This window comes from Streptococcus australis (assembly GCF_003943615.1).
GTDB lineage: Bacteria > Bacillota > Bacilli > Lactobacillales > Streptococcaceae > Streptococcus > Streptococcus australis_C.
In genome coordinates this window covers 247117-270375 of the sequence record NZ_RJPZ01000001.1, presented here as the reverse complement: position 1 = coordinate 270375, position 23259 = coordinate 247117, and the positions used below count along the sequence as shown (strand labels likewise).

Sequence of the window (23259 nt, the reverse complement as noted above, 5' to 3'; positions counted from 1 at the left end):
AAGGAGAAGAAATGTCAAAATACAATTGGGATGAGAGACACATCATTACTTTTCCTGAAGAAAAGGTGGTCCTATCTACCAAAGATTTGCATGTCTATTATGGAAATAACGAGTCCATCAAAGGCGTCGACATGCAGTTTGAAAAGAATAAGATTACAGCCTTGATTGGTCCCTCTGGATCAGGGAAGTCCACCTATCTTAGAAGTTTGAACCGAATGAACGATACCATTGATATTGCGCGTGTGACTGGTGAGATCTGGTACGAAGGGATTGATGTCAACCGACCAGATATCAATGTCTATGAAATGAGAAAGCATATCGGGATGGTCTTCCAACGACCAAATCCATTTGCGAAGTCTATCTACCGCAATATTACCTTCCCTCACGAACGGGCAGGAGTCAAAGATAAGAAGGTCTTGGATGAAATCGTAGAAAAATCCTTGAAGCAAGCAGCCCTCTGGGATCAGGTCAAGGATGACTTGCACAAGTCTGCTTTGACACTTTCAGGTGGTCAACAGCAACGCCTTTGTATTGCCCGTGCCATCTCCGTTAAACCAGAGATTTTGCTCATGGATGAGCCAGCCTCAGCCTTAGACCCGATCGCAACAGCGCAATTAGAAGAAACCATGCTGGAGTTGAAGAAGGATTACACGATTGTCATCGTGACACACAGTATGCAACAAGCAGCGCGTGCTAGTGATTATACCGGTTTCTTCTACCTTGGAAACCTCATCGAGTACGATAAGACTTCGAATATTTTCCAAAATGCGAAATTGCAATCGACCAACGATTATGTATCGGGTCACTTTGGATAAAGGAATATGACAACAAAAAGGAAAATAGAATGACAGAACCAATTTTGCAAGTCAAGGACTTGTCGGTTTATTACAATAAAAAGAAGGCTTTAAATAGTGTTTCTTTGGATTTTGCTCCAAAGGAGATTACAGCCTTGATTGGTCCTTCAGGATCAGGGAAATCTACCCTTTTAAAAGCCATTAACCGCATGGGGGACCTGAACCATGAGGTCACAACTACAGGAACCATCCTCTATAATGGCCATAATATCTACGGACCACGGACCGATACGGTCGAATTGCGCAAGGAAATCGGAATGGTCTTCCAACAGCCCAATCCCTTTCCAATGTCCATTTATGATAATGTGACCTATGGCTTGATGATTAATGGTGTCAAGGACAAGGCTGTTTTGGATGAAGCGGTTGAAACCTCACTGAAACGTGCTTCCATCTGGGATGAGGTCAAGGATCGCCTGCATGATTCTGCTATCGGACTTTCCGGTGGTCAGCAGCAGCGGGTTTGTGTAGCGCGGGTCCTTGCGACCAGTCCAAAGATTATTCTTTTAGATGAACCAACTTCAGCGCTGGACCCGATTTCAGCTGGTAAGATTGAAGAAACCCTGTATGGACTAAAAGACCGTTACACCATGCTCTTGGTGACTCGATCCATGCAGCAAGCGAGTCGGATTTCCGATAAAACAGCCTTTTTCTTGGATGGCGATTTGATTGAGTACAATGATACCAATGAAATGTTCTTGAACCCAGCTAAGAAAGAAACAGAAGACTATGTCTCTGGTAAATTTGGATAGGAAGAAAATAAAATGTTACGAGTTCAATTTGAAGAAGATTTAGAAAAATTGCATAACCAATTTTATGCAATGGGAAATGAAGTGTTGACCCAAATCAATCGTACGGTTCGTGCTTTCGTCACACATGACCGTGAATTGGCCCGCCAGGTTATCGAAGATGATGCGGATATCAATGAATACGAAGTGAAATTGGAGCGCAAATCTTTTGAGATTATCGCCCTTCAACAGCCAGTTTCGCAAGACCTTCGCGTGGTCATGACGGTCTTAAAAGCAGTCTCTGACTTAGAGCGGATGGGTGACCATGCGGTTTCAATCGCGAAAGCAACTATTCGAATGAAGGGGGAAGTCCGCATCCAATCTGTTGAAGAGGAGATCAGCAAGATGGGTCGTGAGGTCAAAGACTTTGTCGAATCCACACTGGATGTTTACCTCAAAGGTGATGTAGATTTGGCCTATGAAGTAGCTAGCCGAGACGAAGTGATCAACCATTACTTCGATAGCATTCAAGAATTAGCAACAGAAGAAATTCGGAAGAATCCTGAGTCCATTGTAACCGGACGTGATTACTTCCAAGTGATCAACTACTTGGAGCGTATTGGTGATTATGCTAAAAATATCTGTGAGTGGGTTGTCTACTTCGAAACAGGGAAAATTGTGGAATTATAAGAAAATAAAGTCTGAGGTCATCATCTCAGACTTTATTTTCTTATAGATCTTGTTTTGCCTCCTCTTACCTTACAGACCTTTGGATTTATGTTAGAATAGAAGATGAGAATAAATGAAGAAGGAGTTACTCATGCAAGCAGTTGCACATTTTATTGATACATTTGTACCTGAGCACTATGATCTATTCTTAGATTTGAACCGCTCAAACAAAACTTTCTCAGGGAAAGTGACTATTACCGGAGAAGCAAAGAAGACTCGCATTTCTCTTCACCAAAAGGATTTGACCATCCAATCTGCACAAGTAGATGGGCAAGATTGTGCCTTTACAGTCAATGACGAGGAAGAAGCGGTCTTTGTCGAAGTTCCTGCTACAGGTAAAGTAAACCTTACCCTTACTTATACAGGGAACATTACCGATAATATGACAGGGATTTATCCGTCTTACTACACAGTAGATGGCCTTAAAAAGGAAGTGATCTCTACTCAATTTGAGAGCCACTTTGCGCGTGAAGCCTTCCCAAGTGTGGATGAACCAGAAGCCAAAGCGACCTTTGATTTGGCTGTGAAATTTGACCAAGAAGAGGGAGAAATTGTTCTTTCTAACATGCCTGAAATCGATGTCGAAAGTCGGAAAGAAACAGGTATTTGGAAGTTTGATACAACTCCTCGTATGTCTTCTTATCTCTTGGCCTTTGCGGCGGGAGATTTGCAGGGTGTGACAGCTAAGACCAAGAATGGAACCCTAGTCGGTGTCTACTCTACCAAAGCTCACCCATTAGAAAACTTGGACTTCTCATTAGATATTGCCGTTCGTGCTATTGAATTCTACGAAGACTACTATGGAGTGGCTTACCCAATCCCTCAATCCCTTCATATCGCCCTTCCAGACTTCTCTTCAGGAGCTATGGAAAACTGGGGCTTGGTCACCTACCGCGAAGTTTATCTCCTTGTAGATGAGAACTCGACAGCTCAGAGCCGTCAAACAGTAGCCTTGGTGGTGGCTCACGAATTGGCTCACCAATGGTTCGGAAACCTCGTAACGATGAAGTGGTGGGATGACCTCTGGTTGAATGAAAGCTTCGCCAATATGATGGAATATGTCTGCTTGGATGCCATCGAACCAAGCTGGAATATCTTTGAAGACTTCCAAACAACTGGTGTACCTGCTGCCTTGAAACGCGATGCGACTGATGGTGTTCAATCCGTCCATGTGGAAGTGAAACACCCAGACGAGATCAACACCCTCTTTGACCCAGCGATCGTTTACGCCAAGGGTAGCCGTCTCATGCACATGCTTCGCCGCTGGTTAGGCGATGACGCCTTCCGCAAGGGTTTGAAAATCTACTTTGAAAAGCATCAATATGGAAATACCATTGGGCAAGATCTTTGGGAAGCCTTGGGCCAAGCTTCTGGTCGGGATGTAGCAGCCTTTATGGATTCTTGGTTGGAGCAACCTGGATACCCAGTTGTTTCAGCTTCTGTAGAGAATGATACCTTGATCATCCGTCAAGAACAGTTCTTTATCGGAGAAAAAGAAGAAAAAGGTCGCAAGTGGGTTGTTCCGCTAAATAGCAACTGGTCAGGTATTCCAGATACTTTGGAAACAGAAGTCTTAGAAATTCCAAGCTACAGTGCCTTGAAGGCAACTAATAGCGGTGCTCTTCGTTTTAATACAGAAAATACGGCCCACTATATCAGTGACTACCGTGGGGAATTGTTGGAAGACATCCTTGCGAACCTTGCTAACTTAGATAGCACTTCAAAATTACAAGTGGTTCAAGAACGTCGTCTGTTAGCTGAAAGTGGGCAAATTTCCTATGCAAGTCTCTTGCCAGTGATTGAGCATTTGACAGAAGAAAGTTCCTTCTTGGTTGTTTCTGCCGTTTCAAGCGTCTTGACTGGAATCAGTCTCTTTGTGGATGAAGGAACTGAAACAGAAGTTGCCTTCCATGAGCTGTTGAAACAGATGAACCGTTACAACTTTGAACGCTTGGGACTAGAAGCTAAGCCAGGTGAAGCAGAAGAAGACGAAAAAGTTCGTCAGCTCATGATTGCCAATATGATTAAGGCTAATGATGAAGCTGCACAAGTCCAAGCGAGTGCTATCTTTGAAGCGCATGCATCTGATCTAGAAAAACTTCCAGCTGCCATTCGTCTGCAAATCTTGATCAACCAAATCAAGCATCAGGAAACCAAGGCACTTAGCCAACAATACCTAGATACCTATGTGAAGACAGTGGATGGAAACTTTAAACGCCAGTTGGCAGCAGCTCTTTCTTACTCCAAGGATGAGGAAACCTTGGAAGCTCTATTGAAGGAGTGGAAGAACAAGGATGTGGTGAAACCGCAAGACTTGGCTATGAGCTGGTACTTCAATTTCTTGCATCATGACTTTACCCAAGGAAGAACCTGGACTTGGGCACGTGAGAATTGGGATTGGATCAAGAAGGCACTCGGTGGTGATATGAGCTTTGATAAGTTTGTTATCTACCCAGCCAACTGTTTCAAGACCCTTGAACGCTTGAATGAATACAAGGCCTTCTTTGAACCTCAATTAGAAGATATGGCGATTAGCCGCAATATCAAGATGGGAATCAAGGAAATCGCCGCTCGTATCGATCTTATCGAGCGTGAGAAAGCCGCCGTTGAAGCAGCACTTCTAGCTACAAAATAAAGAAAAAGCTCCTAGAGAAGGCTTTGCAGATCTGCAAACCTCTCTAAGAGTTTTTATTTTTCTTTTTTGAAATAAGGGAGATACTTAAGATTTCTATAAAGAATGACCGCGAAAATCGTTGTCAATGTCATCTTAATCAAGTCTGGTAGCACAAAAGGTAGGACAACCAATTTTACTGTGATATCCAAACTCTGGTGAGTGATGAACATAAATCCTAAGGCACCGCCAATAAAGAGAACGACTTCTCCCAAGGCGTTAGCAAGGAAAATACGAATGGGCTGTCCCTTTTGGCCAGCGAAGATAGAGGTAACCAAAGCACGAAGAGGAAAGAAGAAAAGGAATCCGGCAGTGGGACCGTAGAAGGAGCTGATACCTCCGTGACCACCTGCAAAGACGGGAAGGCCAATAGCACCTAAGAGGAGGTAAATCACAACGGAAAGAGTGGCTTCTTTTGGACGGTAGATGCTGGCGATTAATCCAATCGCTAAAGTCTGAAGCGTGATAGGAATGGGTCCCAGTGGGATTGTAAAAGGTGATAGGGCAGCAATCAGAGCTGCTCCAAGAGCAATTAATGTCATTGATTCAATTTTTTTCAAAACAGTAAACCTCGATTTATTTTTATGGTAACTATTCTACAAAAAAGAAGGCAAGCCTGTCAAGTCCTCTTTTCAGCTGTTACAAATGTCTCCTTGATCATTTTAGGAAAGTTTAAGAAAAAATTTAGTCACGGTTAAGGAAGAGTCGGTAAACTATCCCTATCTAAACAAAGGCCTTGTTTAAATAAAAATATAAGGAAATGAAAGAATGCAAGCTTCGAATAAACAAAAGCAAGAAAGAACTGAAAAAATGATTGTTCTTAAGAAAAGTCCTAAGTGGTGGGCAACTGCCGCAGCAACAGGAGGACTCGTCGTAGGAATGACAAGTGGATTTGGATTGGGAATGTTGGCGACAGCTAATACTACTCCCCTACGCCAACAAGCAACAGTCGCTACACAAAATGGCAACCAACCTTCCCAAAATCCTCAAGGACAAAATAGTCAAGGAAATGGACAAGGACAAAATGGACATTTTAACTCACAAGCTTTTAATGATCAAAATGGTGGACCTGGGCAAGGTGAGATAAATGGTCAACCTCCTCAAGGTGGTGGACCTCAAGGTCAGCAAGGACAAGATGGATTTAGAGGTGGACCGGGTGGTAGGCCCCCGCAAGATGGGCAGAATGGTGGACCAGGGCAAAGTGAGATGAATGGTCAAGCGCCACAAGATGGTGAACCTCAAGGTCAAGAAGACAGCCAACAAAATGGGAAATCCAATAAAAAGTCCTCCAAGAAGTCCTCTTCAAAAAAATCGTCAAGCAATACAAAAGATTCATCAAAGGATGAGACAGGGACAGCGGGCTAAGAAAAAAGTGAAATCGCTATCTGAATGGTACTGAATGAAGCCTGGTCATGTTATAATAGAGTAGAAAATACTCATCATCCCTGTATGGAAGAATGAGAAGGAGAAAGTAAATATGATTAAGATTTTATTAGTCGAAGACGACCTCGGTTTGTCTAATTCAGTATTTGATTTTTTAGATGATTTTGCAGATGTCATGCAAGTCTTTGATGGGGAAGAAGGCCTTTATGAAGCTGAAAGTGGCATCTATGACCTGATTTTACTTGACCTCATGCTTCCTGAAAAAGATGGTTTCCAAGTTCTGAAAGAATTAAGAGATAAGGGTGTCTCCACTCCAGTGTTGATTATGACAGCCAAAGAGAGTTTGGACGATAAGGGCCATGGTTTTGAGTTGGGAGCAGATGACTATCTGACCAAGCCATTCTACTTAGAGGAACTTAAGATGCGAATTCAAGCATTGTTGAAGCGCGCTGGTAAGGTCAATGAAAATACCCTTTCTTATGGGAATGTGACAATTAACCTCTCGACCAACTCTACGCTTGTTGAAGGGAAAGAAGTAGAACTATTAGGAAAAGAATTTGATCTTTTGGTCTATTTCCTTCAAAATCAAAATGTCATCCTGCCAAAAACACAAATCTTTGATCGACTTTGGGGATTTGATAGCGATACGACCATTTCGGTTGTCGAAGTGTATGTTTCTAAGATTCGTAAGAAGTTAAAAGGTACAGACTTTGCAAAAAATCTCCAAACATTGCGTAGCGTGGGGTATATTCTGAAAGATGCTCAATAAAATTAAAAAAACTGTCAATGCGGATGACTTTTCTTATTTCATCCGCTATTTCGGACTCTTTACCTTGATTTTCTCAACCATGACCTTGATTATTATTCAGGTGATGCGTTCCAGTCTTTATACAACGGTTGACGAGAATTTAAAAATGCTCAGTAAAGATCGCTATTCGATTATCAGTTTGGCAAACCGTACAGGCAATGGGATGGGAAAAGACGGGCCTGCTGATGACCAACCAGAAGATGATGAACTTGGTTCCGAGGATGGCCCTAGACCATCGGTCACCTCCAATAGCACGGCTATCCTTTTGAATGATAAATTTGAAAATGTGACAACGGATAATGGTTTTCTAGATCTAAAAACAGTAACTTTTAGTCGCAGTTATTTAAACAAGATCAAGCAGATTCAAATTACCAATCATTATAAGCAGAAGGAAAGTTACCGGGCTTATTTGGTAGATATTGATCCCGATGATTATATCTATGGGGTGAAATATGCCGTGATCATGACCAACATCAGCCAGTTGGAGCAGACCAGTGAAAAACATGAGAGTCAAATTGCCTTGGTCATGATTTGTTTCTGGGGCATTTCCCTCTTTGCAAGTATCTTCCTGGCTAAGATGAGTGTGAAACCTCTCTTAGAGAGCATGAATCGGCAGAAAGCCTTCGTCGAAAATGCTTCTCATGAATTGCGGACGCCTTTAGCGGTTTTGCAAAATCGTTTGGAAACCTTATTCCGCAAACCAGAAGCAACGATTATGGAATCCAGTGAGAATATTGCCTCCTCTTTGGATGAAGTTCGTAATATGCGCTTATTGACGACCAATCTCTTAAACTTAGCCCGTCGAGATGATGGGATTAAACCAGAGTTTAGCGAGATCACACCATCCTTTTTTGACCAAACTTTTGCCAATTATGAAATCATTGCGGAGGAAAACGAAAAAATCTTTGAATATGAGAATCTGGTGGATAGGAGTCTGGTGACTGATAAGGTCCTATTGAAACAACTGATGACCATTTTGTATGATAATGCCCTCAAATATACAGAGGAAGAAGGGAAAATACGCTTTATCGCCCAATTCAAGGATCGTTATCTCTATCTTCGAGTAGAGGACAATGGTCCAGGAATTGCTGACGAAGATAAAAAACGGATTTTTGATCGTTTCTATCGAGTGGATAAGGCGCGAACCCGTCAAAAGGGTGGTTTTGGTTTAGGCTTATCCTTAGCCAAGCAAATAGTAGAAGCCTTCAATGGTACCATTAGTGTTCGAGATAACAAGCCTAAAGGTTCTATTTTCGAGGTAAAACTAGCAACTAAGTCAGAAAGTAAAAAGAGATCCAGTTCTAAATCAACGAAGAACAAGTAAGAGAGTGGTACAAAATTCCTAGCCTCTTAATTGTCTTTGGATTGTCGAGCAAGACGCAGTGGTTGATTGGGCTCTACTACGCTGATTTCATCAGCTTTTACAGTCCTACTCAACTGGTGCGGAGGTGGGACGACGAAATCGAATTCTAACGAATGACCGATTTCTGTCCCACTCTCTTTTTCATCCATTTCAATTAATCGCTATTTTGGTCTGACTAGTGTATAATAGTAAAAAAGAAAGAGGTGTCTTATGGCTTCAAAAATGTTACACACTTGTTTACGTGTTGAGAATTTAGAAAAATCAATTGCCTTTTATGCAGATGCATTTGGTTTTAAGGAATTGCGTCGCAAAGATTTTCCTGAATACAAATTTACGATTGTTTATCTTGGTTTAGAAGGGGATGACTATGAGTTGGAATTAACTTACAACTATGATCATGGTCCCTATGTAATTGGAGATGGTTTTGCTCACGTAGCCCTGAGTACCCCAGACCTTGAAGCCCTTCATGCCGAGCATAAGGAAAAAGGTTACCAAGTAACAGATCCAAAAGGCTTGCCAGGAACACTTCCAAACTATTACTTTATTGTGGATCCAGATGGCTACAAAGTTGAAGTGATTCGTGAAAAGTCCTTATAATCAGCAATCACATCACATAGGATAAAGAGCAGGTGAGAACTGACCTGTTCTTTTTTGTGTTTGAAATTGGCTATTACTAAATGACAGGGGATAGGGTAGTCCCCCTAATTTCCTATTGTTTTTTAGGATTTAATTTCTAGATTTGAGAGTTTTCTACTGTTTTTTGGTGATAAAATTGCTATAATAAGAATATGAAGAATTCCTACTTGAAAATGTTTATCCTCGTTCTTCTTAACCTCCTTTTTATCGGAGGAATCTATCTGGTTTATCAGAAGATTGAGGAAGCACGCGCCATCAAAAATTATAATCAACAGCTTTCTAAAGTCATTCAGGAAGAAAAAGCAGTTGAAAAAGACAAAGATACCAGCCTTCAAAAAGGGATGGTTGGACAATCTTATGTTGCTGCTTACTACCCGAAAAATAATGAAGAACCCATCGCAGTGGTTAAAGAGAGAATTTTGGCTGACGTTGGCTCTCTTCCTCAAGAAGAGAAGAAGAACCAGCAAGCAAAAGAGCTTTTGTTCTACCATACCGAACGCTCAGAAGAACCATTTGTAGGGGTTCATCCTTATCAGGTGAAGAAGACCCAGTACAAGTGGAAGAACGGCAAGTTCATTAAAGATGGGATTGACAAACTACCTCTCCTCTATCTAACGGATGAGGGGACGGTCTTCCAATTTTCCCAATTGTTTACGGATACAGATCTAGCCAAAGAAACTCTCTTAACAGAATTGCGTGCCCAGTTGGTCTTCCTTCAGTTAGGAGAAGATAGAATTGAAGAGCTGATGCAAACCGTCTCAGCAAGTGATATGGCAAGCTGGCAGTTCACCTATAATAAAGGTGTGCTGTCCATCACGCTTCCAGTAGATATTGAAGGTATGGAAACTTTTGATGTTCCTCTTTCCAAACTCTATGATGTGATTGATTCTGCTCGTCTGAATCCTGAAGATTTTCAATCTTATGAGGCCTACCAAACTCAACGTCATGCTAAGATGGTTGCCTTAACATTTGATGATGGTCCAGATCCAACGACGACCCCTCAAGCCCTAGATATCTTGAACAAGTACCATGTTAAAGCGACTTTCTTTATGCTTGGGAAGAATGTCTCTGCCTATCCTGAAGTGGCTAAACGGGTACGTCAGGAAGGACATGAAATCGGGATCCATACCTGGAATCACCCTGTCTTAACCAAGTTGCCTTTGGAATCTGCCCAAAAAGAAATCATGGATACTAAGGAAGTCATTCAAAAGGTCACTGGAGTGCAAACGAAAATTACTCGTCCGCCTTATGGTTCGATTAATAGTGCCATTCAATATGCAGTGGATCAGGCCTTTATCATGTGGGATGTGGATACTCTGGATTGGAAGACCCATAACACACAAGCCATCTTGGCAGAAGTGAAAAAACAAGTCAAACCAGGATCGATCATCCTGATGCATGATATTCACCAAACATCTATCAATGCTCTTCCAGCCGTGATTGAATACCTTCAATCGCAAGGTTACACCATCGTGACGGTTGATGAACTCTTAAACCACCAAGTGGAAAGTCATCGACTCTATTACAATCGTAATTAAAAAGAGAGTGGGACAGAAATCGGTAATTCGTTAGAATTCGATTTCGTCGTCCCACCTCCGCACAGTTGAGTAGGGCTGTAAAAGCTGATGAAATCAGCGTAGTAGAGCCCACTCAACCACTGCGTCTTGCTCGACAATCCAAAAATAATTGAGAGGCTAGGACTTTTGTCCCAGCCTCTTCTTATTCTTCACCTATATAAAGTTGAGCTCCCTTGAGAATCAAGGGACGAACGGGGGTTAATTTTTTTAAACTTTTCAACTCTTCGGGATGGCTGACTAAGGTGATGACATAGCCCTCTTTGCCCATGCGTCCGGTCCGCCCAGATCGGTGGATGTAGGTTTCGGCATCTCGAGGGACTTCATAATTGACGACACATTCTAGAGAGTCGATATCAATTCCTCGTGCCACCAAATCGGTTGCAAGAAGGAGTGTCAGCTGATGGTCCTTAAAGCGTTCCAGAATGACTTTACGGAACTTGACATTAACGTCACTAGCAAGTGAGACGGCGCTAACTTCCCGGTATTGGAGTTTTTCTTCGGCGCTTCCCAGGTCTGACAAGCTGTTGAAGAAAACGAGACCACGAAAGTCTTCGACATTGGAGAGTTTTCTGAGGAGTTCGACCTTTTCTCGCTTGTCCACTTCTATATAAAAGTGCTGGATATTGTCCAAGTTTTGTCCTTCTACTTGAATGGTTAGGGTATTGGGTTCGATTTGTTCTGGATCAAACTTGGTCGTTGCACTCATATAGATAAATTGATGATCTCGGGGCGCGTAGTGGCAAATCTTATCGACAAAGTGATACTGAGAGTCGCTAAAAAGTTGGTCAAATTCATCCAGGATGATGGTATCGACATTCATCATCTTGATTTTCTTTAGCTTGATCAATTCAAAGATACGGCCTGGAGTACCAATGAGGATTTCGGGTCCTTTTTTTAGGCGTTCGATTTGCCGTTTTTGACTAGAGCCAGAGAGGAACAGTTGGGCACTGAGTCCGAGAGGTTCCGCCCATTGTTTGGCAACCTCAAAGATTTGTCCTGCCAACTCTGTGTTGGGTGAGAGGATCAACAATTGTTGCGCTTTTTTAGGTTTTAGCTTGAGAAGACTAGGGAAGAGATAGGCCAGAGTCTTTCCAGTTCCTGTCGGGCTGACTCCAAGTACGTTCTCCCCTTGGGTAATAGGATCAAAGAGGCGTTCTTGGATTTCAGTAAGTTGTTCAAAGTCAAGGGTTTTGAGTTGCTCTTGCCAGAGCGGTGGAAATGCTAGTGTCATATTAGTTTTCGTCCTTAAAGTGTATTCCAGCATCTTGGCGCATAGCGTAGAGGGCTTGGTGGACCATCTGTCCAGTTTGGAGCCAAGTCTGGTAAAGTGTCTGGTTGCCTTCTGTCATCATGCTAGCAAAGGCCTGGGCTTCTTCTAACATGTTATGAGGGGTAGGAGTGATTGGAAGCGGGTAGCTGTTTCCAGAATGGTCTTGAAAAAGAGCCTGACTAACGGCTTCGATCCCACTAATGAAGAGGGTGCCGTCTGTCGTGTAGATCTCCGCAGGAAGATTGCTGGTTACATCTTTGCCGGCTTGAATGCCAATGACAAAGTCAGAATACACCAAGCTGCCATGTCCGTTCAAATCGATCGAACTAGGCAATTGCCGCGCCCGATAGGTTACTGATTCAGGTTGACCAAAGAGGCCAATTGCAAAGTAGAGAGGATAGACACCCAAATCCATAAGGGCTCCACCTGCAAATTGATCGGAAAAAATATTGGGAATATTCCCTTTTAAGAACTCAGGCATTTTAGAAGAGTATTTGGCATAGGTCATGTGGCCACCTAAAATGGTTTTGTCTTTGAGAAAGTCTTGGATGGTCGTAAAGGCTTTTTCATGATAGTTGCGAGCAGCTTCAAAGAGATAGACCTGGTGTTCATTAGCTAATTTGACCAGCTCTTTCCATTCCTTGGGAGTGGTGACAGCCGGTTTTTCAAGGATGATATGTTTCTTAGCCAAGAGGGCTAATTTAGCCTGAGGATAGTGAAGTGAATTGGGACTAGCAATGTAGATAACATCCAGGTCACTATCTAAAAAGGCAATCAGGTCATCATAGAGAGCTACTTGTCCATAGGGTTGAGAGAAGCTACGAGCTTTCTCCAAGGTCCGTGAATAGACCGCACTTAACTTATATTGGGCAGTTTTGTTAGCTGCATCTAGGAAGGAGTGGGAAATAGCACTGGTGCCAATGATACCGAGTTTTAGCATGGCAGCTCCTTTCAATCAGGTATTTACTGGTTTCATTATATCATGTTTCACCTTAAAAAGATGGAATGGGCCTTTCTAACTGGGGTAGCACGAGGAAAGGATGTTTACTTGACTTGTGGATGGAAATCCATAGAAAAATGGTTCAAGTCGTGGTCAAGAGGTTGCTTTTGTGATAGAATAAATAGGATTATAGAAAATGGAGGAGAAGATGCGAAACAGACCAATTATTATCGGTGTAACAGGTGGTTCTGGTGGGGGGAAAACCAGTGTTTCTCGTGCAATTTTATCCCACTTCCCAGATGAAAAGATTGCTATGATTGAACACGACTCTTATTATAAGGATCAAAGTCATTTAACCTTTGAAGAGCGGATTCAGACCAACTACGACCATCCCTTTGCCTTTGATACCGATCTCATGATCGAGCAAATCAATGAGTTGTTGGCTGGCCGTCCAGTGGATATCCCAACTTACGACTACGCAGCGCATACGCGTAGCGCTAAGACTTATCGCCAGGAGCCTCAGGATGTTTTTATCGTTGAGGGGATTTTGGTCTTGGAGGACAAGCGTCTTCGTGACTTGATGGATATCAAGATTTTCGTTGATACCGATGATGATGTGCGGATCATTCGCCGGATTAAGCGGGATATGGAAGAGCGTGGTCGGAGTTTGGACAGTGTCATCGATCAGTACTTAGGAGTGGTGAAACCGATGTACCACCAGTTCATCGAGCCAACCAAGCGCTATGCGGATGTCATCATTCCAGAAGGTGTGACCAATACCGTAGCCATTGATTTGATTACGACCAAGATTGAAAAGATCTTGAGCGAATCACGTGAAGGATAAAAATAATAAGTGATGAGAGGTTAGAAAGTAGTGTTCCAGCCTCTTTTCCATGACAAATAGGGAGAAAAATGAAAAAGTTAAGAAGGGAGTTTCACTCCAGAAGTAAGGCCTTTGCCTGCCTACTGACCATGTGTGCAGGCTTTTCAGATGCCTACACCTTTATCGAAAGAGGAGGGACCTTAACGGCGGGCCAAACTGGGAACGTTGTCTTTCTATCCGTTGGTTTAATTGGCCATGAAATCGCGGATGTGGAGGTCAAACTAGCAACCATGTTGGCCTTTATGATCGGGATTTTCTTGATGACCGTCTTTCAACGCTTCTTTAGTCATTCCGTTTGGCGACTCAGTACCTTGGTGCCCATGGTTTTGACGACCTTAGTGGCAGGATTTCTTCCCAAAGAAGTGCCCAATGTCTATATTGTGCCATTCTTTGGGCTGAGCTTGGGGATTGTAGCCATTTCCTTTGGAGAAGTAGATGGTTACACCTACAACTATTCCTTTATGACAGGGAATCTCAAGAAGACCATGGTCGCTTACGGGAATTTTGTACGGGATCGAAAGATAGAGTTTTTCTGGGAATCTCTCTTTATGACTTCCTTGATTGGAAGTTTTGTGGGTGGAGCTATTCTATCTACCTTCCTCATCCAATATTACGGACTTCGGACCATCTGGTTTGTTTCCCTTGTTCTGACCATTTTTCTTGCTTATCGTGCCATTCAATATGTTCGAAGGGATATCTAGTTACATTCAAATAGTTTTATCAATCGAGGCTGGGACAAAAGTCCTAGCCTCTCAATTGTCTTTGGACTGTTGAGCAAGACGCAGTGGTTGAGTGGGCTCTACTACGCTGATTTCATCAGCTTTTACAGCCCTACTCAACTGTGCGGAGGTGGGACGACGAAATCGAATTCTAACGAATGACCGATTTCTGTCCCACTCTCTTTTTGATTGGGAACTGTTGTTGGATACTTCTAGTGGGTGTTTGGTTTTTACCAAGGCTTGCTCCATGGTAAATACTTAATTTTCTAGCTAAAGTTTGGTATAATAAAGGTTATGAATATGCAGGAAAAAGAATCACGTTACCAACTTTTACTAGCACAGTTAGAAGCTCTTTTAGAAGGTGAGAGCAATGCCTTGGCCAATTTAGCCAATGCCAGTGCTCTGCTCAATCAGGCTCTACCTCATTCAGTCTTTGCTGGCTTTTACCTCTATGATCAAAAGGAGCTGATTTTAGGCCCCTTTCAAGGTCAGGTTTCCTGTGTCCATATTGCCATAGGAAAAGGCGTCTGTGGAGAAGCAGCAGAGAAAAGAGAGACACTGGTCGTTGAGGATGTGACCCAGCATGCCAATTATATCTCTTGTGACAGTCGGGCCATGAGTGAGATTGTGGTGCCCATGGTCTTGAAGGACCAGTTACTGGGAGTTTTAGATCTAGATTCAGATCGGGTGGGAGATTATGACGATTTGGATTGCCTTTATTTGGAACGTTTTGTAGCCATCTTGCTAGAAAAAACGAATTGGAATTTTAGGATGTTTGGAGTAGTAGACTAATGTATCAAGCCCTCTATCGTAAATACCGAAGCCAGACCTTTGGCCAACTTGTCGGGCAGGAGGTTATTGCGACGACCCTTCGACAAGCTGTCGAACAGGGAAAAATTAGCCATGCCTATCTCTTTTCTGGCCCTCGTGGGACGGGGAAGACCAGTGTGGCGAAAATTTTTGCCAAGGCCATGAACTGCCCCAACCAAAAAGGGGGAGAACCTTGTAATGATTGCTATATCTGTGAAGCCATTACCAATGGCAGTTTAGAGGATGTCATTGAGATTGACGCCGCCTCTAATAATGGAGTGGATGAGATCCGTGATATTCGTGACAAATCCACCTATGCGCCTAGCTTGGCCCCTCATAAGGTCTATATCATTGACGAGGTGCACATGCTCTCGCCAGGCGCTTTTAATGCCCTTCTTAAGACCTTGGAAGAACCGACAGAAAATGTAGTCTTTATTTTAGCAACAACAGAGTTACATAAGATTCCAGCAACTATTCTTTCGCGGGTTCAGCGCTTTGAATTCAAATCTATCAAGACTCCGGCTATCCAAGATCACCTAAAAGCTGTTTTGGACAAAGAAGGGATTGATTACGAAGAAGAAGCTGTAGCCATTATTGCCCGTCGTGCTGAAGGTGGGATGCGGGATGCCTTGTCCATTTTGGATCAAGCCCTCAGTCTGACAGGTGAAGCCCAATTGACCACGGCAACAGCAGAAGAAATCACAGGCTCCATCAGTCAAGAAGCATTAGATCTCTATGTTGCAGCCTTGTCAGCACAAGATGCAACAGCTGCCTTGGACCAGTTAAACCTGATTTTTGATAATGGGAAAAATATGGCTCGCTTTGTGACGGACCTCTTGCAGTATTTGCGGGATCTCTTAATCGTTCAGACAGGTGGGGAAAATCTTCATGTCAGTGAGCGTTTTAACCAGAATCTAGCCATTCCGCAAGCCACCCTCTTTGCTTGGATTGATCTCGCAACGAATAGTTTAGCTGATATCAAAAATAGCCTGCAACCGAAGATTTACACGGAGATGATGACCATTCGTCTAGCAGAATACAAGGGTGAGAGCCCTTCGGCTAGCCCAGTGGCTCTTCCAGCAGATTTCTTGGCGCAAGTAGACCAGCTCAAAAGAGAAGTCGAGTCTCTGAAGAATCAGTTGTCCCAAGTAGGTAGTGGGGCTCCTGTGGCTAAGTCCGCCCCAGATCGTCCTCAGAAGTCTAGCAAGGGCTATCGAGTGGATCGTAATAAGCTTCAAGCCATCTTACAAGAAGCGGTTGAAAATCCAGATTTAGCCCGTAACAATCTCATTCGCCTACAAAACGCTTGGGGGGAAATTATTGAAAGCCTAGCAGGAGCCGATAAGGCTTTGCTGGTTGGTTCCCAACCGGTTGCGGCCAATGAACGTCATGCGATTTTAGCCTTTGAGTCTGCCTTTAATGCTGAACAGACCATGAAGCGAGATAACCTCAATACCATGTTTGGCAATATTTTAAGCAATGCGGCAGGTTTTTCTCCGGAGATTCTGGCTATTTCCATGGAGGAATGGACCCAGGTTCGTGCGGAATTCTCTAAGAAAGCGCGTGGTCACAAGGAAGAGGTCGAAGTGGCAGAAGAGTCTGTCATTCCGGAGGGCTTTGATTTCCTCTCTGATAAAATTACGGTCCAAGAAGACTAGCCTGTGCTTTTTCCAGAAAATCGTGGTAGAATAACAATATGAATAAACGTCAATTTTGGAGTATGGCTATTTTTACAGCCTTTGAAACCTATTTTTTTAATGATGCTGTGATGAGAGAAAGCTACCTGGCAGCAGTCTTTTGGGCTCTCTTGATATTGAGAAATTTACAAGTCAGCTATATCTTAGGGAAATTGGTCGAAAGTATCGATCAACAGCTCAATCAGAAAAAACGAGATAAGTATAAAAAATAAGCACCCAGGGGTGCTTATTTTTTTTTTGAGTTGTTGGTCTATTTTACAAATCCCATTGCTTGAGGGAGATTTCGCCACTGTTGAGCCAGCGTTCTTGGCCGTCCGTCAGTTGGACTAGTAGTTGTCCATTGTCCGAGATATCCTTGGCCAGGCCTTGGTAGCTGGTCTGATTTTGTTCGAAGCAGACTTCCTTACCTAGGACTAGTGAGCGCTGCTTGTAGAGGTAGATTAGCTCCTCTTCTGGTGTGTTGAAAAATTCCTTCCAAATCTCAGTAATCAGTTCATTGCGGCTAATGGGAGGCTGGGAGTCAAAGAGGGACCCTGCCTTGTTCTGCAGTTCCGTAGGAAAATTGGTGATGGAAAAATTGAGACCGACTCCAATTATGACATCTGTAATAAGGCCTGTTTCGATGGAGCTAATAGCTTCAGTCAGAATGCCTCCAACCTTTTTCCCTTTGTAGTAGATATCATTGACCCACTTAATATCGATATCCATTAAGGCCAGATTTTTCAGGGCCTTGTAGATGGCCGCTGCGACCATGAGGGTATAGGCAGGAGCTTGATCAAAGGGGAGGTTGGGCTTGAGATGGAGAGACATGTAGATCCCCCCTTGAGAAGGGCAGAAGTAGTCGCGCCCAAAACGTCCCTTACCTGCTGTCTGGAAAGGAGCCAGATAAAGAGTAGAAGATTGTCCTCCAGCTTCCATGGCATTCTTGGCATCTAGCTGAGTGGATTGGCACTGGGGATTATAGGAGACTGTTAGAGGACAATGCTCCTCGATAACTTGGGGAATGAGGAGGTCTCCGGATAGGATCTTGTAGCCTCGATTTTTGACGGACTCAATCACGATGCCTTCTTTTTCTAAACGCTGAATGGCCTTCCAGATTGATGTGCGAGACAGTCCCATTTCTTGGGCTAGTTGCTCGCCATTGACATAATCTTGAGCTTGGGCTAAGGTTTGGTATAAAATTTCGTGTGTTTTCATAAGTTTTGATTTTCGGAAAGGATGGCGGATCATCCATTCTTTGTGCTTTCTCTAATAGTTAGCTTGGTTCCTAGCATAGTGAGGGTTGGTATTTCTCTTGGAGATAGGACTTGTTTATTTAGGACATCCATAGCGGTTCGTCCCATTTCTTCTGTAAAAACAGTGATGGTCGAGAGGGGAGGAAAGACTTGCTTGGCTAAACTTGTATCATTAAAGGAAATGAGTTGGATATCATCAGGGACCTTGATACCGGCCTCTTGAAAAGCTCGGAGAGCCCCAATGGCCAAACTATCACTCGCAGCAAAATAGGCATCTGGTAAGGGTGAGTCAGACTGAAGCCGAGAGGAAATGAGGTCATAGCCTGATTGAGCTGTAAAACTTCCTGTGAGGATGAGTTCAGGGTGGTAAATACTTCTTTCAATACAATAGTTTCGATAGGCTCGTCGCCGAGGATCTGGGATACTTTCCAATAGGTCAGTTGTTTTTTCCTCACCAGTTAGGAGGCCAATTGTTTGACAGCCTTGTTTTCGTAAATAGGAAAGGGCAGTCTGTACAGCATTTTCAAATTCAGTCGTGACACAAGGGTGTCCTTGGTTAAGGGTGTTACTATCGACAAAAACCAGAGGCTTGTCTAGACGTTCTAACTCGACAATTTGAACCCTACTAAACTTTCCAATACAAAGGACTCCAATAACTTCCTCACCTAATCGAAAAGGAATATCATTGAAATAGCGGAGAATCCCATAGTCGAAATCCTGTGCTCTTTTTTCAATGCCTAAGCGGATGTTGTAGTAGTAGAGGTCGTCCAGCTCTCCCTCTTCACTTTTCCATTGGATGATGACAATTTGTTGTTTTTCTTTTTTAAAGTTCCCACTTTTCTGATGTCTGGTGTAGCCTAGTTCGTCAGCAACAGTCAAAATTCTGTGGCGTGTTTCCTCCGTTACAGAAAGACTGGCATCTTGGTTTAGAACACGAGAGACAGTGGCGATGGATACGTCTGCGAGGTTAGCAATATCCTTTAATGTGGCCATTCGTTTTCTCCTTCTTCCTTCTAGTATATCACAGGTTTCGTCATGTTGATAGATTTTACTAAAATTTTAGTAAAATTATTGATTTGTTGTATGAAAGGGGTTACACTAGAGGTAAATAACTATATAAGTGAGGTAATCTCAATGAATACTCAAGAACTTCGGGAAGCTTTTCAAACAGTCTTTGGAGCAGAAGCGGATCATACCTACTTCTCACCAGGTCGAATCAATCTGATCGGTGAACACACGGACTATAACGGAGGGCATGTCTTCCCGGCAGCCATTACGCTTGGTACCTATGGAGCAGCAAGAAAGCGCGAAGACAAGGTTTTGCGTTTCTTCTCTGCTAACTTTGAAGACAAGGGGATCATTGAAGTCCCGCTTGAAAATCTTCATTTTGAAGAGGAGCACAATTGGACCAACTATCCAAAAGGCGTGCTTCATTTCTTGCAGGAAGCTGGTCACACCATTGATGTTGGCATGGATGTCTATGTTTACGGTAATATTCCAAATGGATCTGGCCTTTCTTCTTCAGCCTCACTAGAGATGCTGACAGGAGTCATTGCTGAAACCATTTATGGTCTTAAAGTGGATCGGGTAGAACTGGTTAAGATCGGAAAACAAACGGAAAATCATTTTATTGGGGTCAACTCTGGCATCATGGATCAGTTTGCCATCGGTATGGGGGCTTACCAACGGGCCATTTATCTGGATACTAACACTTTGGAATATGATTTGGTGCCTCTTGATTTGAAAGACAATGTCGTCGTGATTATGAATACCAATAAACGCCGGGAATTGATTGATTCGAAATACAATGAACGTCGTGCGGAATGCGAAACAGCTGTCTCTGAACTCCAAGAAAAACTAGACATCCAAACCTTGGGTGAATTGGATGTCTGGGATTTTGATACCTATAGCTACTTGATCAAGGATGAAAATCGCATCAAACGAGCTCGCCATGCTGTACTCGAAAACCAACGGACTCTCCAAGCTCGTAAGGCTCTTGAGGAGGGAGATTTGGAAGCCTTTGGCCGATTCATGAATGCTTCCCACGTATCCTTGGAGCATGATTACGAAGTGACCGGCTTGGAATTGGATACTCTAGTTCATACAGCTTGGGAACAAGAAGGAGTACTTGGTGCTCGTATGACGGGTGCAGGATTTGGAGGATGTGCCATCGCCCTTGTCAACAAGGACAAGGTTCAAGCCTTTGAAGAAGCTGTTGGCAAACGCTATGAGGAAGTTGTCGGCTATGCTCCAAGCTTTTACATTGCTGAAGTAGCAGGAGGCAGTCGCATTTTAGATTAGGAGAGAAGGAGACAAAATGGCACAAGGAATTCTAGATGCATTTGTGACAGAAGTGATTGCAGTGAGTCACTTTGAAGAGCTAGATCGGATCTATCTAAAAAATCGGATCATGAGCTTGGTCGGAGAAGAGGGCGTGGACCAACCAGTTAAAAAAGAAGGATTGTTGGCGCTTAAAGACCAACTCATCGAGCTCGCCCTTGCTAACGGTCAGATTGAGGAAACCATGGCAGCTCAGGATAGTCTGGGAGCCGAGTTAATGAATTTGATCACTCCCAGTCCTAGTCAAGTCAACCATCATTTCTGGAAGACTTACCGTCAGTCCAAGGAAGACGCGATTGCTGATTTCTATGCCCTCTCTAAGCGCAACGACTACATCAAAGTAGAGGCCATTGCTCAAAATATCGCCTTTGAGGCAGAAACTCCCTACGGTTCTCTTGAAATCACCATCAATCTGTCAAAACCTGAAAAAGATCCTAAAGACATTGCAGCGGCACGTCAGGCCAAAGCCAGTCATTATCCAGCCTGCCAATTGTGTTTTGAAAATGAAGGTTATCAAGGTCGCCTAGATCATCCTGCCCGTGCCAATCATCGGATCATTCGTTTTGATATGGACGGTCATGACTGGGGCTTCCAGTATTCCCCTTATGCCTACTTCAATGAACACTGCATTTTCCTCGATAGCCAACACGTTCCTATGGCCATTAGCCGCAAAACCTTTGAGCGACTTTTGACCATTGTAGAGACTTTTCCAGGCTATTTTGCAGGGTCCAATGCAGATCTACCCATTGTAGGGGGATCCATCCTGACTCATGACCATTACCAAGGGGGACGACATACCTTCCCTATGGAGCTGGCTTCTGTTGAGGATAGCTTTAGCATTGAGGGCTTTGAGGCTGTATCGGTAGGGATTGTCAACTGGCCCATGTCCGTGCTTCGTTTGCAATCAGATGATAAGGCGCAATTGATTGACCTGGCGGACCATATCCTAAAGACCTGGAGAGGTTACTCGGATCCAGCCGTGCAAGTCCTAGCCACATCCGACGGTCAACCCCATCATACCATTACCCCCATTGCACGAATCCGTGATGGGCATTATGAACTGGACTTGGTGCTCCGTGACAACCAAACCTCACCAGAGCATCCAGATGGCATTTACCACCCACATGCGGATGTGCAACACATCAAAAAAGAAAATATCGGTCTGATCGAAGTCATGGGCTTGGCTATCTTGCCTCCTCGGCTTAAGAAAGAGCTCAAGCAGGTCCAAGATTATCTGCTTGGACGAGAAAGCAGTGTGGTTCATTACCACCAAGACTGGGCTACTGACTTGAAAGCCACTCACCCACCCATTACAGAAGAAGCAGAGGCTGAGGCCATTGTCCGTGAATCGGTCGGCCAAATCTTTGCGCGGGTGCTAGAAGATGCGGGTGTCTACAAGCGGACAGCAGAAGGGCAAGCAGCCTTTAGACGCTTTGTCGCGACACTTTAAGTATGGAGAAGACGGGGAAATTTGGTACAATAAGATAGAAGACAAAGAAGCGAAAGGAAAACAAATGGCAATACTCGTACTCGGAGGAGCTGGCTATATCGGTTCCCACATGGTAGACCGCTTGGTCAATGAAGGACAGGAAAAAGTCGTGGTGGTGGATAGCCTGGTCACAGGCCACCGCGCAGCGGTGCATCCAGATGCCGTCTTTTACCAAGGAGACCTGGCGGATCAAGACTTCATGCGCACTGTTTTTAAGGAACATGCAGATATTGACGCCGTCATCCACTTTGCGGCCTATTCCCTAGTCGCTGAATCCATGGCAGATCCATTGAAATATTTTGACAACAATACGGCGGGCATGGTCAAACTCTTGGAAGTCATGCAGGAATGTGGGGTTCACTACATCGTCTTTTCTTCAACCGCAGCCACCTACGGCATTCCAGAAGAAATTCCGATCCTTGAAACCACTCCGCAAAAACCGATTAATCCCTATGGCGAAAGCAAGCTCATGATGGAAACCATTATGCGCTGGGCCGATCAAGCCTATGGTATCAAGTATGTCCCCCTTCGTTACTTTAATGTGGCTGGTGCCAAACCAGATGGATCCATTGGCGAAGACCATGGACCAGAGACCCATCTCCTGCCAATCGTCTTACAAGTGGCCCAAGGCAAACGTGAAAAGATCGCCATTTTTGGAGATGACTACAATACACCAGATGGCACCAATGTTCGGGACTACGTCCATCCATTTGATTTAGCTGATGCCCATCTACTAGCTGTGGAGTATCTGCGTAATGGCAATCCATCTACCGCCTTTAATCTGGGCTCATCGACAGGATTTTCTAATCTTCAAATCGTTGAAGTAGCCCGCAAGGTGACGGGACATCCGATTCCACTTGAGATTGCAGACCGCAGACCAGGAGATCCAGATACCCTGATCGCATCTTCTGAGAAGGCGCGTGCGATCCTCGGATGGCAACCAAAATTTGACAATATCGAAACCATCATCCAAACAGCCTGGGCATGGCATTCCAGCCACCCAGATGGTTACAATGATCGATAAGGAGGGGACTGCGAATATCATTTTTGAGGGTTTTCTTATAACATCTATATCTAGAGTTGTTCTTGCCAAATGACTTGTTTCAGACGTCAGTCATTTCCTTAAACAT

The 23259-nt window shown here is 43.7% G+C and carries 22 protein-coding genes; 17 read left to right on the top strand and 5 right to left on the bottom strand.

The window, feature by feature from the left end:
• Nucleotides 1–11: 11 nt before the first annotated feature.
• The 4 genes from pstB (D8785_RS01385) (at nt 12) to D8785_RS01370 (ending at nt 4943) form a co-directional block, all read left to right on the top strand.
• Entirely contained in the window at nt 12–815 is an 804-nt protein-coding gene (gene pstB / locus D8785_RS01385; RefSeq protein ID WP_023026660.1) for a phosphate ABC transporter ATP-binding protein PstB, read from the top strand.
• Nucleotides 816–844: 29 nt separating this feature from the next.
• Nucleotides 845–1603 carry a phosphate ABC transporter ATP-binding protein PstB gene (pstB, locus tag D8785_RS01380; protein WP_003003393.1) on the top strand — a complete coding sequence of 253 codons (759 nt, stop codon included), beginning with the start codon at nt 845–847 and terminating at the stop codon, nt 1601–1603.
• Nucleotides 1604–1615: 12 nt separating this feature from the next.
• Nucleotides 1616–2269 carry a phosphate signaling complex protein PhoU gene (phoU, locus tag D8785_RS01375; protein WP_123159314.1) on the top strand — a complete coding sequence of 218 codons (654 nt, stop codon included), beginning with the start codon at nt 1616–1618 and terminating at the stop codon, nt 2267–2269.
• 130 nt (nt 2270–2399) lie between these two features.
• Nucleotides 2400–4943: a M1 family metallopeptidase gene (locus D8785_RS01370; RefSeq protein ID WP_125374225.1), complete on the top strand. Its 2544-nt coding sequence runs from the start codon at nt 2400–2402 to the stop codon at nt 4941–4943.
• 53 nt (nt 4944–4996) lie between these two features.
• Here the strand turns inward: D8785_RS01370 and D8785_RS01365 are convergent, their stop codons facing one another.
• Entirely contained in the window at nt 4997–5539 is a 543-nt protein-coding gene (locus D8785_RS01365) for a biotin transporter BioY (protein WP_125374224.1), read from the bottom strand.
• A 208-nt stretch (nt 5540–5747) separates the two neighbouring features.
• Here D8785_RS01365 and D8785_RS01360 point away from each other — a divergent pair, with 208 nt between their 5' ends.
• From D8785_RS01360 to D8785_RS01335, 5 genes are all read left to right on the top strand, one after another.
• Nucleotides 5748–6344, top strand: coding sequence for a hypothetical protein (locus D8785_RS01360; RefSeq protein WP_125374223.1), 597 nt, complete (start codon nt 5748–5750; stop codon nt 6342–6344).
• A 112-nt stretch (nt 6345–6456) separates the two neighbouring features.
• Nucleotides 6457–7131, top strand: coding sequence for a response regulator transcription factor (locus D8785_RS01355; protein ID WP_125374222.1), 675 nt, complete (start codon nt 6457–6459; stop codon nt 7129–7131).
• A complete protein-coding gene (locus tag D8785_RS01350) occupies nt 7121–8494 on the top strand; it encodes a sensor histidine kinase (RefSeq protein WP_125374221.1) in 1374 nt (457 codons plus the stop codon). Before D8785_RS01355 ends, D8785_RS01350 begins: the two co-directional genes overlap by 11 nt.
• Before the next feature lie 249 nt (nt 8495–8743).
• On the top strand, nt 8744–9130 hold the full coding sequence (gloA, locus tag D8785_RS01340; RefSeq protein ID WP_023022851.1) for a lactoylglutathione lyase: 387 nt from the start codon (nt 8744–8746) through the stop codon (nt 9128–9130).
• Nucleotides 9131–9321: 191 nt separating this feature from the next.
• Nucleotides 9322–10707: a polysaccharide deacetylase family protein gene (locus D8785_RS01335; protein ID WP_125374220.1), complete on the top strand. Its 1386-nt coding sequence runs from the start codon at nt 9322–9324 to the stop codon at nt 10705–10707.
• Between the two features lie 181 nt (nt 10708–10888).
• On the opposite strand, the gene D8785_RS01330 is transcribed toward D8785_RS01335, so the two are convergent.
• Together D8785_RS01330 and D8785_RS01325 are read right to left on the bottom strand one after the other, a co-directional pair.
• On the bottom strand, nt 10889–11977 hold the full coding sequence (locus D8785_RS01330; RefSeq protein WP_125374219.1) for a DEAD/DEAH box helicase: 1089 nt from the start codon (nt 11975–11977) through the stop codon (nt 10889–10891).
• Nucleotide 11978: 1 nt separating this feature from the next.
• On the bottom strand, nt 11979–12956 hold the full coding sequence (locus tag D8785_RS01325) for a Gfo/Idh/MocA family protein (protein WP_125374218.1): 978 nt from the start codon (nt 12954–12956) through the stop codon (nt 11979–11981).
• Between the two features lie 208 nt (nt 12957–13164).
• Between D8785_RS01325 and udk the strand changes: the two genes are divergently transcribed.
• The 5 genes from udk to D8785_RS01295 all read left to right on the top strand — a co-directional run bounded on the left by udk (nt 13165) and on the right by D8785_RS01295 (nt 17277).
• Nucleotides 13165–13800 carry a uridine kinase gene (gene udk / locus D8785_RS01320; protein WP_023026667.1) on the top strand — a complete coding sequence of 212 codons (636 nt, stop codon included), beginning with the start codon at nt 13165–13167 and terminating at the stop codon, nt 13798–13800.
• A 68-nt stretch (nt 13801–13868) separates the two neighbouring features.
• Nucleotides 13869–14540 (top strand): YoaK family protein, encoded by a 672-nt coding sequence (locus D8785_RS01315; protein WP_125374217.1) that lies wholly within the window; start codon nt 13869–13871, stop codon nt 14538–14540.
• A gap of 312 nt (nt 14541–14852) precedes the next feature.
• Nucleotides 14853–15350: a GAF domain-containing protein gene (locus D8785_RS01305; RefSeq protein WP_125374216.1), complete on the top strand. Its 498-nt coding sequence runs from the start codon at nt 14853–14855 to the stop codon at nt 15348–15350.
• A complete protein-coding gene (dnaX, locus tag D8785_RS01300) occupies nt 15350–17026 on the top strand; it encodes a DNA polymerase III subunit gamma/tau (protein WP_125374215.1) in 1677 nt (558 codons plus the stop codon). Before D8785_RS01305 ends, dnaX begins: the two co-directional genes overlap by 1 nt.
• Nucleotides 17027–17064: 38 nt before the next feature.
• Nucleotides 17065–17277 carry a DUF3272 family protein gene (locus D8785_RS01295; RefSeq protein WP_042507443.1) on the top strand — a complete coding sequence of 71 codons (213 nt, stop codon included), beginning with the start codon at nt 17065–17067 and terminating at the stop codon, nt 17275–17277.
• A gap of 43 nt (nt 17278–17320) precedes the next feature.
• Here D8785_RS01295 and birA read toward each other — a convergent pair whose 3' ends face one another.
• Together birA and D8785_RS01285 are read right to left on the bottom strand one after the other, a co-directional pair.
• Entirely contained in the window at nt 17321–18262 is a 942-nt protein-coding gene (gene birA, locus D8785_RS01290; RefSeq protein WP_125374214.1) for a bifunctional biotin--[acetyl-CoA-carboxylase] ligase/biotin operon repressor BirA, read from the bottom strand.
• 29 nt (nt 18263–18291) lie between these two features.
• A complete protein-coding gene (locus D8785_RS01285) occupies nt 18292–19293 on the bottom strand; it encodes a LacI family DNA-binding transcriptional regulator (RefSeq protein WP_125374213.1) in 1002 nt (333 codons plus the stop codon).
• A gap of 141 nt (nt 19294–19434) precedes the next feature.
• On the opposite strand from D8785_RS01285, the gene D8785_RS01280 reads away from it, so the two are divergent.
• The 3 genes from D8785_RS01280 (at nt 19435) to galE (ending at nt 23153) form a co-directional block, all read left to right on the top strand.
• Nucleotides 19435–20601 (top strand): galactokinase, encoded by a 1167-nt coding sequence (locus D8785_RS01280; RefSeq protein WP_125374212.1) that lies wholly within the window; start codon nt 19435–19437, stop codon nt 20599–20601.
• A 16-nt stretch (nt 20602–20617) separates the two neighbouring features.
• Nucleotides 20618–22090 (top strand): UDP-glucose--hexose-1-phosphate uridylyltransferase, encoded by a 1473-nt coding sequence (gene galT, locus D8785_RS01275; protein WP_125374211.1) that lies wholly within the window; start codon nt 20618–20620, stop codon nt 22088–22090.
• Between the two features lie 64 nt (nt 22091–22154).
• The gene (gene galE / locus D8785_RS01270; protein WP_023026681.1) at nt 22155–23153 is read left to right on the top strand and encodes a UDP-glucose 4-epimerase GalE; all 999 of its coding nucleotides are present in this window, start codon (nt 22155–22157) and stop codon (nt 23151–23153) included.
• Nucleotides 23154–23259 lie beyond the last annotated feature (106 nt).